This is a genomic window from Pseudomonas sp. LAMO17WK12:I1 (assembly GCF_900177315.1).
Classification (GTDB): Bacteria; Pseudomonadota; Gammaproteobacteria; order Pseudomonadales; family Pseudomonadaceae; genus Aquipseudomonas; species Aquipseudomonas marginalis.
Genome location: NZ_FWZV01000003.1, coordinates 14,635 through 28,677, shown reverse-complemented (window position 1 = coordinate 28,677; position 14,043 = coordinate 14,635). Strand labels below are relative to the sequence as shown.

Here is a 14,043-nt window from a genome sequence, read left to right as displayed (position 1 = left end):
GATCAGTAAAGTTTCTGTAACAGGGCCAATCCAGCACTGGCGATAATAATCTCAGGCGATATACACGTTTTACCAGAGGTGAAGTAATGCCGTTAGATAAAGATTGGCAGCCAAGTTTTGGGACTATCTTCACGTGGTTCGCCATGGATCGACATGGGCGTATAGCTGTAATGGTGAATAACTGTTTCGGCCCTATCCCTTCGAGCTTGTTGGCTATTCCAGAGCTAGAGAAAAAACTCGACAGTATAAATGAGTTTATGTGGGAAGAGTCGCGTGAGTTTCAAAGTTATCCAAAAAACAAGGAAGGTCAAACTCTTTTAGATATATATAGGTTTCGCAGGGAGCTCAAACCCTCGTCGCGCGGCGAAATGGAACGCATAGTCTTAGAGAGTTCGAACTTTTATCAAGAGCTCACGGAGTATTCAATTCCATCAATAAAAGGCTTCTATGTTTATCACGCGCTAGAAGATTACGTGTCCAGCGAAGACAATCCGATTGGTTATGAGGGCGACGCGGGAATTGGAGACTACTTTCGATATTTGATTCCAACGGCATGCGCTAGCATCGAAGACTTCCCTGAAGAATTAAGGTCACTAATCGCCGTATCCGACACATTAGATTTCACAGTTGACCGAGCCATATTTAGTATGTCAATCAATCAGAGTTTTAAGCGATCTTTTAATCAACAGACGTGAAAAATTAGCAGTTTTTAAAAAGTATTCGTTTCATCGGCTACGCAGTGAAGCGCTCTGGATTTGTAGACAAACGGAGTGTCAGTTATTGGCCGATTGCTGCCTGCGAGGTGATATTCCCTAGGCCTACCGCAGGCATATTATCGCGTCGGTAATCGCTTTTGCATTTGTGTCCAGAGTTGCCGTGGCCATGATTGCGTTATCTGCAGCACTCACTACGCCATTCTCTGGAAGCCACTTAGTGGTCTCTTCAATCGCCGCACCCAAGGCATGCTGAATGTGCAGGAGCAACGTCAAAGCGTCTGCTGCAGCGATATTGCAACCTGAGTTATCTGGCAGTCGTCCTTGATGAGAGTTGCGGAAATCCTAATTCACGCGGGCTAGAACAGTTTTCTGGTCCAAGTGTTGGCTTTTGAGCCCATCATACTTCTTCCGCTAATTTTCACACCAGAACAGGGCGCCAGTCCCATGGCGGTCCCATGAGGGCATTTTTCGGACGCAAAAAACCACAAACCCCCGACTTTCTCTAGGAAAATCAGGGGTTCGCGTTTTCAAAATGTGGCGGTGAAGGAGAGATTCGAACTCTCGATACAATTTCTTGTATACACACTTTCCAGGCGTGCTCCTTAAGCCACTCGGACACTTCACCGTATCTCGTCAAACCAGTTCAGTCTGTCGAGGCGCGCTAATGTAGTCGAAAGCCTTTCTGATGGCAAAGGTTTTTTTCAGAATTTTCATGCGGTTAGATGGGTATGCCGGGATGTGCCCGGCTAGGGGTGGTGATTCTGCCATTCTTGGGCATGGGCGTCCTGTGTCTGGGGCCAGTGTTGCGCCCTGCTCCAGGCCTTCCGGCGTTCTCCCTGCGGGGAAAGTCTGACTGGGCAGTCAGTCACGGCGCTTTACCGGGGCGGGCGTGGTGGGTAACGTCTGCGCATGCGCCTTTATAAACAGCCTCTCTATAACAAATCCTACAAGGAACCGCGTCATGAGTGAGTTGATTGCTTACCACCTCGAAGACGGTATCGCGACCCTGACCCTGAGCAACGGCAAGGTGAATGCCATTTCTCCGGATGTGGTCAGTGCGTTCAATGCAGCGCTGGACCAGGCCGAGAAAGATCGGGCGGTGGTGATCATCACCGGCACGCCGGGGATCCTGTCGGGTGGGTATGACTTGAAGGTGATGACAGCCGGCCCCAAAGAAGCCATCGGCCTGGTGACGTCGGGCTCGACATTGGCACGTCGCCTTTTGTCCCACCCGTTTCCGGTGATTGTGGCGTGCCCTGGGCATGCGGTGGCCAAGGGTGCTTTCCTGTTGTTGTCGGCAGATTATCGGATCGGGGTGGAAGGCCCGTTCAGCATTGGCCTGAATGAGGTTGCGATCGGCATGACCATGCACCACGCCGGTATCGAGCTGGCGCGGGACCGTCTGCGTAAGTCGGCGTTTCATCGCTCGGTGATCAATGCCGAGATGTTTGACCCGCAAGGCGCGTTGCAGGCCGGCTTCCTCGACAAGGTGGTGGCACCTGAAGAGCTGCAGGCGGCGGCGCTGGAAGCGGCACGTCAGTTGAAGAAGCTGAATATGAATGCCCATAAGCACACCAAGCTGAAGGTGCGTAAGGCGCTGCTGGAGGCGTTGGATGAGGCAATCATCCAGGATCAGGGCCATATCCTGAGTTAAGCCCTACAACCGAAACATCAGAGCCCGACCTTGCGTCGGGCTTTTTCGTACAAATGAATCCGAAACATCTTTAGCCGCTCTAGCCTGCCTATATCGGCACATGTTGAAACATGTGCTTAAACATCGCCCATCTCCTACCTCTTTACGGGTAATTGCCGAATTCAGTGCACATCCGTACACTGCGCCACCTTTTATCCCGATGGGCCGTGTCGATGCTTTTTCTGTTACGCATGTTATTGATGGGCCTGCACTTTATGGTGGCCGGTGTACTGGGCGTGCTGCTCGGGGCCTGCCGGCCATTCAACCCGGACAACAGTCGCTTGTGTGCGCGCCTGTATGCGCTGCCGGCAATGTGGATCCTGCGCCTGAAGGTGAAGACCGATGTCGACTCCCTGCGCAACAAGCCTGGTACGTGTGTGATCATCGCCAACCACCAGTCCAACTATGACCTGTTTGTGCTGGGCACCGTGGTGCCCCATCGCACCGTGTGTATCGCCAAAAAGAGCCTGAAATGGGTACCGCTGTTCGGCCAGTTGTTCTGGCTGGCGGGCAATGTGCTGATCGACCGCGGCAATGCGCACAAGGCACGTCGCGCGATGCTCACCACCACTCATACGTTGCAGCATCAGGACACCTCGATCTGGGTGTTTCCGGAGGGCACGCGCAATCTGGGCAAAGGCTTGTTGCCGTTCAAGAAAGGCGCGTTTCATATGGCCATCGCCGCTGGCGTGCCCATCGTGCCGGTGTGTGTCAGCAATTACGTCACCCATATGAAGCTCAATCGCTGGAACAGCGGTGATGTGCTCATACGCTCGTTGCCGCCGATTCCTACTGTGGGCCTGACTTCGGATGACATCCCGCAGTTGATGCAGACCTGTCAGGCGCAGATGGATGAGTGCATTGCAGCGATGGATCGCGAAGTGCAACCTGCCTGAACACCTTCCGGGGGGCCCGGCCCCCCCACGCAAACAAGCTTGCTCGTCACAAAAAGCGAGCACCTGCAGACGCCGCAACGGAACGTCATTCAAGCTAAGCTGCCCAACACCTGTCCTCCTAATAAGAAGTGATCAGCACCATGGGTAGAGTTGTTGCGGCCGCCGTGTACAGCGCCGGAAAGAAAGTCACGGATATCACCCTCGACGAAGGCGCGGCCTGGGCCGCCAAACCCGGGCATTTTGTGTGGATCGGCCTGGAAGAGCCCAACGCCCAGGAGTTGGCCAACCTGCAACGCCAGTTCAACCTGCATGAACTGGCCATCGAAGATGCCCTGGAAAAACACAGCCGCCCCAAGCTGGAAACCTTCGGCGACGCACTGTTTATCGTCACCTATTCACCGGTGCGCGAGAACGGCAAGCTGGAGTTTATCGAGACCCATATCTTCGCCGGCAACGGCTACATCATCACCGCGCGTAACGGCCATTCGGCGTCCTACGGCTTTGTTCGGCAACGCTGTGAGGCGCGGCCGTTATTGCTGGAGCATGGGGAAGATTTCGTACTCTACGCCCTGCTGGATTTTGTCACCGAGAACTACCAGCCGGTCAGCGAGGCGATCCACGCCGAGATCGATGAACTGGAGCACAACGTGCTGTGCAGCTCGCTGAGCGAGCGCGATATCCAGAAGATCCATGGCCTGCGCCGCGACGTGCTGCGACTCAAGCGCTATGTGGCGCCGATGGTAGAGATCAGCCAGGAACTGCAGAAGCTGAGCTTCCCGTTTATCGACAAGAACATGCGCCCGTATTTCCGTGACGTGCAGATCCACGTCACGCGGCAGATGGAAGACCTCACCACCCTGCGCGATATCGCCAGCCAGACCATCGAGATCGGTGTGTTGCTTGAGGCCTCGCGTCAGAGCGTGGTGCAGCGCAAGTTTGCCGCGTGGGCGGCGATCCTGGCGTTCCCCACCGCGGTGGCGGGGATTTATGGGATGAACTTCCAGAACATGCCCGAGCTGCAATGGCACTACGGCTATTTTGCTGTGCTCGGGTTTATTGCGTTCGGTTGCACGGGCTTGTGGGCCAGTTTCAAGCGCTCGGGCTGGCTTTAAACCCGGGCCTCAGGCTTGTGCGCCACGAAGCGCATCATCCATTCCGCCACGGTCACGCCGTGGTGGTCGCGCGCCAGGCTGGCCACGCCGTTTGTGTAGACTTTTTCACCCAGGGTCGTCTGAAGAATCTCCAGCAACTCGCGGGAATAATCATGGATAAATTCCGGGTGCCCCTGGAAGCACAGCACCTGGTCGCCGATGTGATAGGCGGCGAACGGGCAAAACTCGCTGGAGGCGATGACCGTGGCATTGTCCGGCAAGGTGGTGACCTGGTCCTGGTGGCTGATCAATAGCGTCAACTCTGGCACTTCAGGGCTCATCCACGGCGCCTTGGTATCCAGTTTGTAATCGTGAATGCCCATGCCCCAGCCCTGCCCCGCGCGCTCGGCCTTGCCGCCCAGCAGCAGCGCGAGCAATTGATGGCCGAAGCAGATGCCCAGCAACTTGTCGCCGCGCTCATAGCGTTCGAGCAGGTAGGTCTTGAGGGTCTGGATCCAGGGGTCGGTGCCGAAGGAATCGGCCTTGCTGCCGGTCACCAGGTAGGCGTCGAACACTTCGTCGTCCGACGGGTATTCGCCCTGCACCACGTTGTACACAACGAATTCGGCGGCAATCGGCTGCTTGGAGAACAGGCGCTTGAACATCTGCCCGTAGCCTTGGTATTGATCGATCAAGCCTGGACGCAGGATATCGGTTTCCAGGATACAGACGCGTAGCGACATAAAAAATACCTGACACGGTGATGGGAATAATGCACACCCCAGAGCCTGCCTTGAAATACCCTGACAAGGCAAGCCCTGTGCATGCCCAAAACCGTCAGAAGGTCGTGTTCTGCGCAGCTTTGTCGAGCAACAACGCCGGCGGCGAGAACCGCTCCCCATACTGTTCCTCCAGGTAGCGGGCACGGGCGATAAAGTCATTGAGGCCGTACTGGTTGATAAACTGCAACGCGCCACCACTCCAGGCGGCAAAACCGATCCCGAAGATCGACCCCACGTTGGCATCCGCGGTGGACATCAACACGCCCTCCTCTACGCAGCGCACGGTCTCGATGGCCTGGATAAACAGCAAACGGTCGCGCACATCCTGTGCTGAAATGCGCTGGTCGGCTCGCTCAAAGCGCGCTTTCAATTCAGGCCACAAATGCTTCTGCCCGCCCGCCGGGTACTCGTAGAAACCGCCTCCCGCCGCCTTGCCCGCGCGTTTGTACTCGTTCACCAACAGATCAATTACCACCGTCGCCGGATGGCGTGGGACTGTTTTACCTTCCGCCTGCAGATCCTTGGCAGCCTGCTGTCGGATATGACTCATCAGGCTGAGGGACACTTCATCGGACACCGCCAGCGGCCCCACCGGCATACCCGCCTTGCGCGCCTCGGTCTCGATCATCGGCGCAGCCACGCCTTCGCCGAGCATGGCGATGCCTTCATGGGTGAAGGTGCCGAACACCCGCGAGGTGAAGAACCCGCGACTGTCGTTGACCACGATCGGAGTTTTCTTGATTTGCAGGACGAAATCGAACCCTCGGGCCAGGGTTTCGTCCGAAGTGCGGGCGCCCTTGATGATTTCCACCAGGGGCATCTTGTCCACCGGGCTGAAGAAATGCAGGCCGATGAACTTGCCTTGATCCGGCACCGCCGTGGCCAGGCCGCTGATGGGCAAGGTAGACGTGTTGGAGGCGATCACCGCGTCGGCGCCGACCACATTGTGTGCGGCAGCCGAGACCTTGGCCTTGAGTTCACGGTCTTCGAACACGGCCTCGATGATCAGGTCACAGCCGGCCAGATCAGCATCCGAAGCCGTAGGATGAATCCGCGCGAGGGTGGTTTCGCGCTGCTCGGCGGTCAATTGCCCACGACTGACCTTCTTGTCCAACAGCGCCGTCGAATGCGCCTTGCCCTTCTCGGCGGCCGCCTGGTTGATGTCCTTGAGCACCACATCGATACCGGCGCAGGCGCTGACATAGGCGATGCCTGCGCCCATCATCCCGGCACCGAGTACCCCGACCTTACGCGTCACGTAAGGCGCAAAGCCCTGAGGCCGCGAGCTGCCGGCGTTGATTTCATTGAGTTGGAACCAGAAGGTGCCCATCATGTTTTTCGCCACCTGCCCGGTGACCAATTCGGTGAAGTAGCGGGTTTCAATCACATGTGCGGTATCGAAATCCACCTGCGCGCCTTCCACGGCGGCGCAGAGGATTTTCTCCGGGGCCGGGAAGCAGCCGTTGGTTTTGCTGCGCAAAATCGATGGTGCGATGGCGAGCATTTGCGCCACTTTCGGGTGAGACGGCGTACCACCGGGAATCTGATAGGCCTTGTTGTCCCACGGCTGACTGGCCTGCGGATTGGCGAGAATCCATGCGCGGGATTTGGCCAGCAGCTCAGTGCGATCCGCCGCCAGCTCATCGACCCACCCGGCTTGCAGCGCTTGCTGGGGCCGGACTTTCTTGCCTTCGAGCAAATACGGCAAGGCCTTTTCCAGCCCCAGCATGCGCACCATCCTCACCACGCCACCGCCGCCTGGCAGCAGGCCAAGGGTGACCTCCGGCAAACCGAGTTGCACCGACTTGTCATCCAGCACGACGCGGTAGTGACACGCCAGGCAGATCTCCCAACCGCCGCCGAGGGCTGCGCCATTGATGGCGGCCACCACCGGCCTGCCGAGGGTTTCCAGGCTGCGCAGTTGCGCCTTCAACACCAGGACGCTGGCGTAGAAATCCTTGGCGTGGGCCTTGTCGACCTTGATCAGTTCATTGAGGTCGCCGCCGGCGAAAAAGGTCTTCTTCGCCGAGGTGATAACCACACCGGCAATGTCGTCCTTTTCCGCTTGCAGGCGTGCGACGGTGGCCGCCATTGCCTCACGGTACGCGGCGTTCATGGTGTTGGCGCTCTGGCCGGGCATGTCGAGGGTCAGCACCACGATCTGGTCCTGGCCTTTTTCGTAACGAATGGCAGCGGTCATGACAAATTCCTTGGGCTCAGAGGCGTTCGATAATAGTGGCGATGCCCATGCCGCCGCCGACACACAGGGTGGCCAGGCCGTAGCGCTGCTGGCGCACCTCCAGTTCGTCGAGCAGGGTGCCGAGGATCGCGCAACCCGTGGCGCCCAGCGGGTGGCCCATGGCGATGGAGCCGCCGTTGACGTTGACGCGCGCGGCGTCGATGCCCATATCCTTGATGAACTTGAGCACCACCGAGGCAAAGGCCTCGTTGACCTCGAACAGGTCGATGTCTTCTACGCGCAAACCGGCCTTGGCCAGCGCTTTACGGGTGGCCGGCGCCGGGCCTGTGAGCATGATGGTCGGGTCGGTGCTAGTGACGGCCGTGGCGACGATGCGTGCCCGCGGTTGCAGACCCAGCTCGCGGCTCTTCGCTTCGGAGCCGATCAACATCAATGCGGCGCCGTCGACGATGCCCGAGCTATTGCCCGGTGTGTGTACATGGTGGATGCGTTCTACATGGCTATAGACCCGCAACGCGGTGGCGTCGAAGCCCATCTGCCCCATCATTTCGAAGCTGGGCTTGAGCTTGCCCAGGCCTTCGAGGGTGGAATCGGCGCGAATGAATTCATCATGGTCCAGCAGCACAATGCCGTTCTGGTCCTGCACCGCGATCAACGACTTGTTGAAGGAACCGTCTGCACGCGCCCTGGCGGCTTTCTGCTGGGACTGCAGGGCAAAGGTATCGACATCCTCGCGGGTGAAACCTTCCAGGGTGGCGATCAGGTCGGCGCCAATGCCCTGGGGCGTGAAGTGGCTGTGCATGTTGGTCTGCGGGTCGAGCACCCAGGCCCCGCCATCGCTGCCCATGGGCACGCGGGACATGGACTCCACGCCGCCGACCACCACCAGGTCCTCAAAGCCGGAACGCACTTTCATCGCGCCGAGGTTAACCGCCTCCAGGCCCGAGGCGCAGAAGCGGTTGATCTGTACACCGGCGACGCTGACGGCCCAGTCCGCCACCAGGGCGGCGGTCTTGGCGATGTCGGCGCCCTGGTCGCCCACCGGGGTAACGCAGCCGAGCACGAAGTCATCCACCTGCTGGGTGTCGAGGTCGTTGCGTTGTGCCAGCGCGGTGAGCAGGCCGGCCACCAGGTTTACCGGCTTGACGCTGTGCAGGGCGCCGTCGGCCTTGCCTTTGCCGCGGGGCGTGCGTATCGCATCAAAGATCAAAGCTTGGGTCATGACGTCCTCGAACCATTGCGCAGTAATGCCCTTACCTTAGGCCCGATTGACACGGTTTCAATGACGGATGCGCTCATTGCTTTTGACCGCCACGCTCGGACGAACGGTAGGCACCTAAGGTAATTGCTGGATTAATCGTTTTAGCTGTCTAGCCAAGGCATTGGCGCCAAGATGGCGTTATGCCTCATGCCTTTTTAAGCTGAAATGCTGATCAGGTGATATGAAATGGGTCTAAGCCGCGCAGAACGAGGGCTCTAAGGTTCAATCAGTAAGAAGTTGCTGCCGGGTTTTGCTGGAGCAGCTGTAAGAAAAGCGACACGTCACATTGCGATACTCATATTCAACGGCACGCATTTGACGCTCAGGAATAACAACAAAAGGCAGTCAGCCATGTTCAAACATTCGAAAGTACGTCAGGCGGGACTTATTCTGTTCGCCACCACATTGATTCTGATCTTGCCCAACTTGACCAAGGTCATTGGGTGACCTCTTCTTGAGCCTGTTCTTTCCTCAGGATTACCGCTTTTGGCAGCACCTGCCGGGACTTCGTGCATAGCGATCCTGTTGCAGGGGCTGCCTTTTTACCTGCACTTTTCCGCTATCGTGGGCCCTATCGCCACTTAACACGGGGCCGCCGTCTTGAAACCGATCTTCGCATTCCTTGCCTTGTTGCTCGCCCTGCCCGCTTCGGCGGCGCAATTGACCGTCGAGCTGGATCACAGCCGCAAGACCTGGCAGACCGCCGACCTGCTCAAGCATCCGGACGCGCAGACAGTGCAGGTCGTCGATGACGTTTCCTACAAGCGCAACATGACCTATCGCGCAGTACCGCTGGCAGTGCTCCTGCCGGGCCTACAGCCCGATAATCATCTGCAAGCCGTTGCCCTGGATGGCTTCGCCGCCGAACTGACGGCTGCACCGTTGCTGCAAAAAAACGGCGCCCGCGCCTGGCTGGCCGTGGAAGACCCGGTCCACCCATGGCCCCCGTTGGCAGACGGCAAGCCGAGTGCCGGGCCGTTCTACCTGGTGTGGACCGATCCGCAGGCCGGGCATATCAGCCCGGAGCAGTGGCCGTTCCAGATCTCCGCGATCAAGCAGTTGAAGACGGTGGCCGAACGTTTTCCGGCGCTGCTGCCCGACCCGACGCTGGCTGCGAATGATCCGGTCAACCAGGGCTTTGCGCTGTTCCAGAAGAACTGCCTGGCCTGTCACCGCCTCAATGGCGCCGGCGATGCACAGGTGGGGCCGGACCTGAATGTTCCCTACAACCCTACGGAATATTTCAGCGACGACTTCCTCAAGCGCTATATCCGCGACCCGCAGAGCCTGAGGCACTGGCCGCAGGCGAAGATGCCAGCGTTCACCGCCAGCGTGTTGCCTGACAGCGAGCTGGAATTGCTGGTGGGGTACTTGAAGCATATGGCGGGGCGTAAACAACACCCCTGAGCCCAGCCTGATCTCGGTGGCGAGCGGGTTATTGCTGCTGGACCAGGACCACCGGCGTCGGCGCCACGAATACCTTGGCATGCATCTGCTCATGCCCACCGCCACGGCGCATGCCGCGCACCGGGCAAGCGTCGAGGTAGTCCAGGCCCACGGCCAGTTTCAAATGCCGCTCCGGCCGGGCCAGTTGGTTGGTCACGTCAAAGCTGTACCAGGCGTCATCCAGCCAGGCTTCGGCCCAGGCGTGGCTGGCCAGGTGAGTACTGTCTTCCGTGTACAAATACCCCGACACATACCGCGCAGGAATGCCCAGGCTGCGCGCGCAGGCCAGGAACGCATGGGTATGGTCCTGGCACACCCCCGCCCGCCCTGCGAAGGCCTGGGCGGCGCAGGTGTCGACTTCGGTGGCGCCGGGCGTGTAGACCATCGACTGGTTGAGGGCGTGCATCAGGTCGATCAACGCGGTGCGATCACGACGCTGGTGGCAATGCTGCTGCGCAAAAGCGCGCAGGGCGTCGTCGGGCTCGGTCAGGCGGGTGCAGCGCAGGAACGGAAAGGCTGACTGGCTCTCGTGTTCAGCCTCACGCAGCTCATCAATATCCACCTGGCCACGGGCGCCAATGATGATGGCGTCGTGGGGTTCGTCCAGGGTCAGCACGTGCAGGATGTTGCCGAACGGGTCGATCTGCGCGCGCACCGGGCGAGGCAGGTCCAGTTGCCAACTGAGCACGTGCTGGCGCTCGCTGTCGTGGGGTGTGAGACGCAGGTACTGGATGCTGGCGCGTACCTGGTCTTCGTAGTGGTAGGTGGTTTCGTGGCTGATGGAGAGTCTCATGCGGCCTCCAGGTAGGAACTGTAGATGGCGTCGCCCAACTGGCGGACCAAGGGGATAAAGTCGGTCAGCCAGGCGTGCAGGCCTTCCTCGAGGATTTCATCGATCGCGGTAAACCGCAGCCGCGCATCCATCTCGGCCGCCAGGCGCTGGGCCGGACGGCCGTTGATGCCGGGCAGGCTGGCGAGGATCTGGTCGATCTCTTCGCTGCAGGCCCGCAGGGAGCGCGGTACATCGGCGCGCAACAGCAACAGCTCCGCGACTTGCCGGGCACCTGGGGCGTCGCGGTAGATCTCGGTGTAGGCCTCGAACGACGATAACGCGCGCAGCAAGGCGCTCCATTGATAGTAGGCGTGGGCAGTGCCATCGGTGACCGCTTCGGCCTGGTCGCCGGCCATTTCATAGCGCGCATCCAGCAGGCGCAGGGTGTTGTCGGCGCGCTCGATAAACGTACCCAGCCGAATAAAACGGAAGGCGTCATTGCGCATGATGGTGCCGTAGGTCGCCCCCCGGAACAGATGGGAACGCTCCTTGACCCACTCGCAGAAGCGGCTCATGCCGTAGCGGCTGAGGCCCTGCTGTGAGATTTCGCGAATCTCCAGCCAGGTGGCGTTGATGTTTTCCCACATGTCGGCAGTAATTCGCCCACGCACAGCATGGGCGCTGGCCCGCGCGGCACCGAGACAACTGTAGATGCTGGCCGGGTTGGCCGCATCCAGTGCGAAGAAATGCAGCAGGCGTTCGGCGTGCAATTCGCCGTGGCGCTCGCGGTAATCATCCAGCGTGCCGGTGATCAACAGCGGCATGGCCAGTTCATGCAGGCCATCACCGCGCCCATCCTGGGGCATCAGCGACAGCGAATAACTGACATCGAGCATGCGCGCGAGGTTTTCCGCGCGTTCCAGGTAGCGCGACATCCAGTACAAATCCGAGGCAGTTCTACTCAACATGGCATCAGTCCTCGACCACCCAGGTGTCTTTGGTGCCGCCGCCCTGGGACGAATTGACCACCAGCGACCCTTCACGCAGCGCGACACGGGTCAAACCGCCGGGTACCACACGGGTTTCCTTGCCGGACAACACGAACGGGCGCAGGTCGATATGGCGCGGCGCAATGCCGTTTTCGACAAAGGTCGGGCAGGTGGATAAACACAGGGTTGGCTGTGCGATATAGGCGTGGGGCTTGGCCTTGATACGCGCGCGGAAGGCTTCGATTTCCGCGGCCGTGGACGCTGGGCCCACCAGCATGCCGTAGCCGCCGGAGCCCTGGGTTTCCTTCACCACCAGGTCCGGCAGGTTGGCCAGCACGTGGGACAATTCGTCGGGCTTACGGCACTGGAAGGTGGGAACGTTCTGCAGGATCGGTTCTTCGTCCAGGTAAAAACGGATCATCTCGGTGACGAAGGGGTACACCGACTTGTCATCCGCCACCCCGGTGCCGATGGCATTGGCCAGCACCACATTGCCCGAGCGATACGCCGCCAGCAGGCCGGGCACGCCGAGCATGGAGTCGGGGTTGAAGGCCAGCGGGTCGAGGAATGCGTCGTCGAGGCGACGGTAGATCACGTCCACGGCTTTGGGGCCGTCGGTGGTGCGCATGAACACACGGTCATCGCGCACGAACAGGTCGGCGCCTTCCACCAACTCCACACCCATTTCCCGGGCTAAAAATGCATGCTCGAAAAACGCGCTGTTGAAGCGCCCCGGGGTCAGCACCACGACGCTGGGATTATCCAGGGGGCTGGCGCTTTTCAGGGTATCGAGCAGCAGGTTGGGGTAATGATCGATCGGCGCGATGCGCTGGGCCGCGAACAGCTCGGGGAACAGGCGCATCATCATCTTGCGGTCTTCGAGCATGTAGCTCACGCCGCTGGGTGTACGCAGGTTGTCTTCCAGCACGTAGTAGGTGCCGTCGCCGTCGCGTACGAGGTCGACTCCGGAGATGTGGGAATACAGGTCGCGGTGCAGGTTCAGCCCCTGCATTGCCAACTGGTATTGCTCGTTGGCCAGTACCTGTTCGGCGGGAATGATCCCGGCCTTGATGATGCGTTGTTCGTGATAGAGGTCGGCGAGAAACATGTTCAGCGCCTTGACCCGCTGGATGCAGCCACGCTCGACCATCCGCCATTCGCTGGCGGGAATGCTGCGGGGGATGGTGTCGAACGGAATCAGGCGCTCGGTGCCCTGCTCGTCGCCGTAAAGCGTGAAGGTGATCCCGGCGCGGTGAAACAGCAAATCGGCTTCGCGCCGGCGCTGGGCCAGCAGTTCAGCGGGGGTGTCGGCCAACCAGCGGGCGAACTCGCGGTAGTGAGGGCGAACCTGCCCTGCCCCATCGTACATTTCGTCGTAATAAGTGCGGATCATGCCGTACTCCTTGTCACCCGGACGCAAGAACCATCGCAAGGCCCGTGCCAGCGGCATAAACACTTAAAAATCAGTGAGTTGAATATAAGCAAAGACCTGATCGCACCGTCCTGGTGCGCGGAATCCCCACTGCACTGCCGCACGCTTCATGGCAATGCAGGCTTTGGCTATCAACAGCATAGTCAGAGTTGATTTCACTGCCCGTGCCAGCCTGCGGATAATTCTCCCCATCCGCTGAACAGGACACGTCCTACAGCCTTACCCATCCCGCACTCGGTACCTTGAAGCTCGTGTACTGACCGGCTCCTTCGGTCTTCCCTTTCAGCCACCCTTTTCGGGTGGCTTTTTTTTGTGCGGGAAAGGGCAACGGTAGTTCCGGAAATTTTCACACAGCACATACAAAATCGGCCGACCCCAGGGTCAGCCGATACGCTGTGTTGCTCATACAATGGCGCTACATGGGTAACCCACGCACCTCCTGCTTGACGCCCCAACCTTCGATGATTCCGCCCAGCGGCTCGACCACCGCTTCAAAGTCCTGCTCGAAGTCTCCTATGCCATCGTAGGTTGCAAACATGATCTTGCTCAGTTCCAGGTACCAGGCGCCATCGTCGCGCGCACTGACCTGGGCATTCAGGGACTCACCACGAAATTCACCCGCAGCCCTGCGCGCCCGTTCCTCATCCGGGAAAATGGCGTAGAACTCAATGGGGTGGAACCGTGAAAAGTCGAAACCGCCTTCTTTCATGCGGCGCAGAACGTTGGTGCTGATGTCTTCTTGATAGGCTGTGCTCATGAAACGTC

Annotated in this window: 13 protein-coding genes and 1 tRNA gene; 5 read left to right on the top strand and 9 right to left on the bottom strand. The window is 59.2% G+C overall.

The window, feature by feature from the left end; translation table 11 throughout:
* Positions 1-86 precede the first annotated feature (86 nt).
* Positions 87-695 carry a hypothetical protein gene (locus B9N88_RS05240; protein ID WP_027603649.1) on the top strand — a complete coding sequence of 203 codons (609 nt, stop codon included), beginning with the start codon at positions 87-89 and terminating at the stop codon, positions 693-695.
* A gap of 123 nt (positions 696-818) precedes the next feature.
* Here B9N88_RS05240 and B9N88_RS32850 read toward each other — a convergent pair whose 3' ends face one another.
* Both B9N88_RS32850 and B9N88_RS05230 read right to left on the bottom strand, forming a co-directional pair.
* The gene (locus tag B9N88_RS32850; RefSeq protein WP_081744368.1) at positions 819-1,031 is read right to left on the bottom strand and encodes a hypothetical protein; all 213 of its coding nucleotides are present in this window, start codon (positions 1,029-1,031) and stop codon (positions 819-821) included.
* Between the two features lie 220 nt (positions 1,032-1,251).
* A tRNA-Ser gene (locus B9N88_RS05230) sits at positions 1,252-1,341 on the bottom strand.
* Positions 1,342-1,677: 336 nt separating this feature from the next.
* Here B9N88_RS05230 and B9N88_RS05225 point away from each other — a divergent pair.
* The 3 genes from B9N88_RS05225 (at position 1,678) to B9N88_RS05215 (ending at position 4,417) form a co-directional block, all read left to right on the top strand.
* The gene (locus B9N88_RS05225; RefSeq protein WP_027603648.1) at positions 1,678-2,370 is read left to right on the top strand and encodes a crotonase/enoyl-CoA hydratase family protein; all 693 of its coding nucleotides are present in this window, start codon (positions 1,678-1,680) and stop codon (positions 2,368-2,370) included.
* Positions 2,371-2,582: 212 nt separating this feature from the next.
* Positions 2,583-3,305: a lysophospholipid acyltransferase family protein gene (locus B9N88_RS05220; protein ID WP_027603647.1), complete on the top strand. Its 723-nt coding sequence runs from the start codon at positions 2,583-2,585 to the stop codon at positions 3,303-3,305.
* Positions 3,306-3,445: 140 nt separating this feature from the next.
* Positions 3,446-4,417 (top strand): magnesium and cobalt transport protein CorA, encoded by a 972-nt coding sequence (locus B9N88_RS05215; RefSeq protein ID WP_027603646.1) that lies wholly within the window; start codon positions 3,446-3,448, stop codon positions 4,415-4,417.
* Here B9N88_RS05215 and B9N88_RS05210 read toward each other — a convergent pair.
* The 3 genes from B9N88_RS05210 to B9N88_RS05200 form a co-directional block, all read right to left on the bottom strand.
* Positions 4,414-5,139 (bottom strand): amidotransferase, encoded by a 726-nt coding sequence (locus B9N88_RS05210; RefSeq protein WP_027603645.1) that lies wholly within the window; start codon positions 5,137-5,139, stop codon positions 4,414-4,416. The two genes, B9N88_RS05215 and B9N88_RS05210, sit on opposite strands and share 4 nt — an antisense overlap.
* Positions 5,140-5,233: 94 nt before the next feature.
* Positions 5,234-7,378 carry a 3-hydroxyacyl-CoA dehydrogenase NAD-binding domain-containing protein gene (locus B9N88_RS05205; RefSeq protein WP_027603644.1) on the bottom strand — a complete coding sequence of 715 codons (2,145 nt, stop codon included), beginning with the start codon at positions 7,376-7,378 and terminating at the stop codon, positions 5,234-5,236.
* A 16-nt stretch (positions 7,379-7,394) separates the two neighbouring features.
* The gene (locus B9N88_RS05200; RefSeq protein WP_027603643.1) at positions 7,395-8,600 is read right to left on the bottom strand and encodes an acetyl-CoA C-acetyltransferase; all 1,206 of its coding nucleotides are present in this window, start codon (positions 8,598-8,600) and stop codon (positions 7,395-7,397) included.
* A gap of 639 nt (positions 8,601-9,239) precedes the next feature.
* Here B9N88_RS05200 and B9N88_RS05195 point away from each other — a divergent pair.
* On the top strand, positions 9,240-10,046 hold the full coding sequence (locus tag B9N88_RS05195) for a c-type cytochrome (protein WP_027603642.1): 807 nt from the start codon (positions 9,240-9,242) through the stop codon (positions 10,044-10,046).
* Positions 10,047-10,074: 28 nt separating this feature from the next.
* On the opposite strand, the gene B9N88_RS05190 is transcribed toward B9N88_RS05195, so the two are convergent.
* The 4 genes from B9N88_RS05190 to B9N88_RS05175 form a co-directional block, all read right to left on the bottom strand.
* Positions 10,075-10,878, bottom strand: a complete 804-nt coding sequence (locus tag B9N88_RS05190; protein ID WP_027603641.1) for a transglutaminase family protein — start codon at positions 10,876-10,878, stop codon at positions 10,075-10,077.
* Positions 10,875-11,825, bottom strand: coding sequence for an alpha-E domain-containing protein (locus B9N88_RS05185; protein WP_027603640.1), 951 nt, complete (start codon positions 11,823-11,825; stop codon positions 10,875-10,877). The genes B9N88_RS05190 and B9N88_RS05185 overlap by 4 nt, the downstream gene beginning before the upstream one ends.
* A gap of 4 nt (positions 11,826-11,829) precedes the next feature.
* Positions 11,830-13,239, bottom strand: coding sequence for a circularly permuted type 2 ATP-grasp protein (locus B9N88_RS05180; protein ID WP_027603639.1), 1,410 nt, complete (start codon positions 13,237-13,239; stop codon positions 11,830-11,832).
* Between the two features lie 454 nt (positions 13,240-13,693).
* The gene (locus B9N88_RS05175) at positions 13,694-14,035 is read right to left on the bottom strand and encodes a ribonuclease E inhibitor RraB (protein WP_015885395.1); all 342 of its coding nucleotides are present in this window, start codon (positions 14,033-14,035) and stop codon (positions 13,694-13,696) included.
* Between the last annotated feature and the right edge of the window lie 8 nt (positions 14,036-14,043).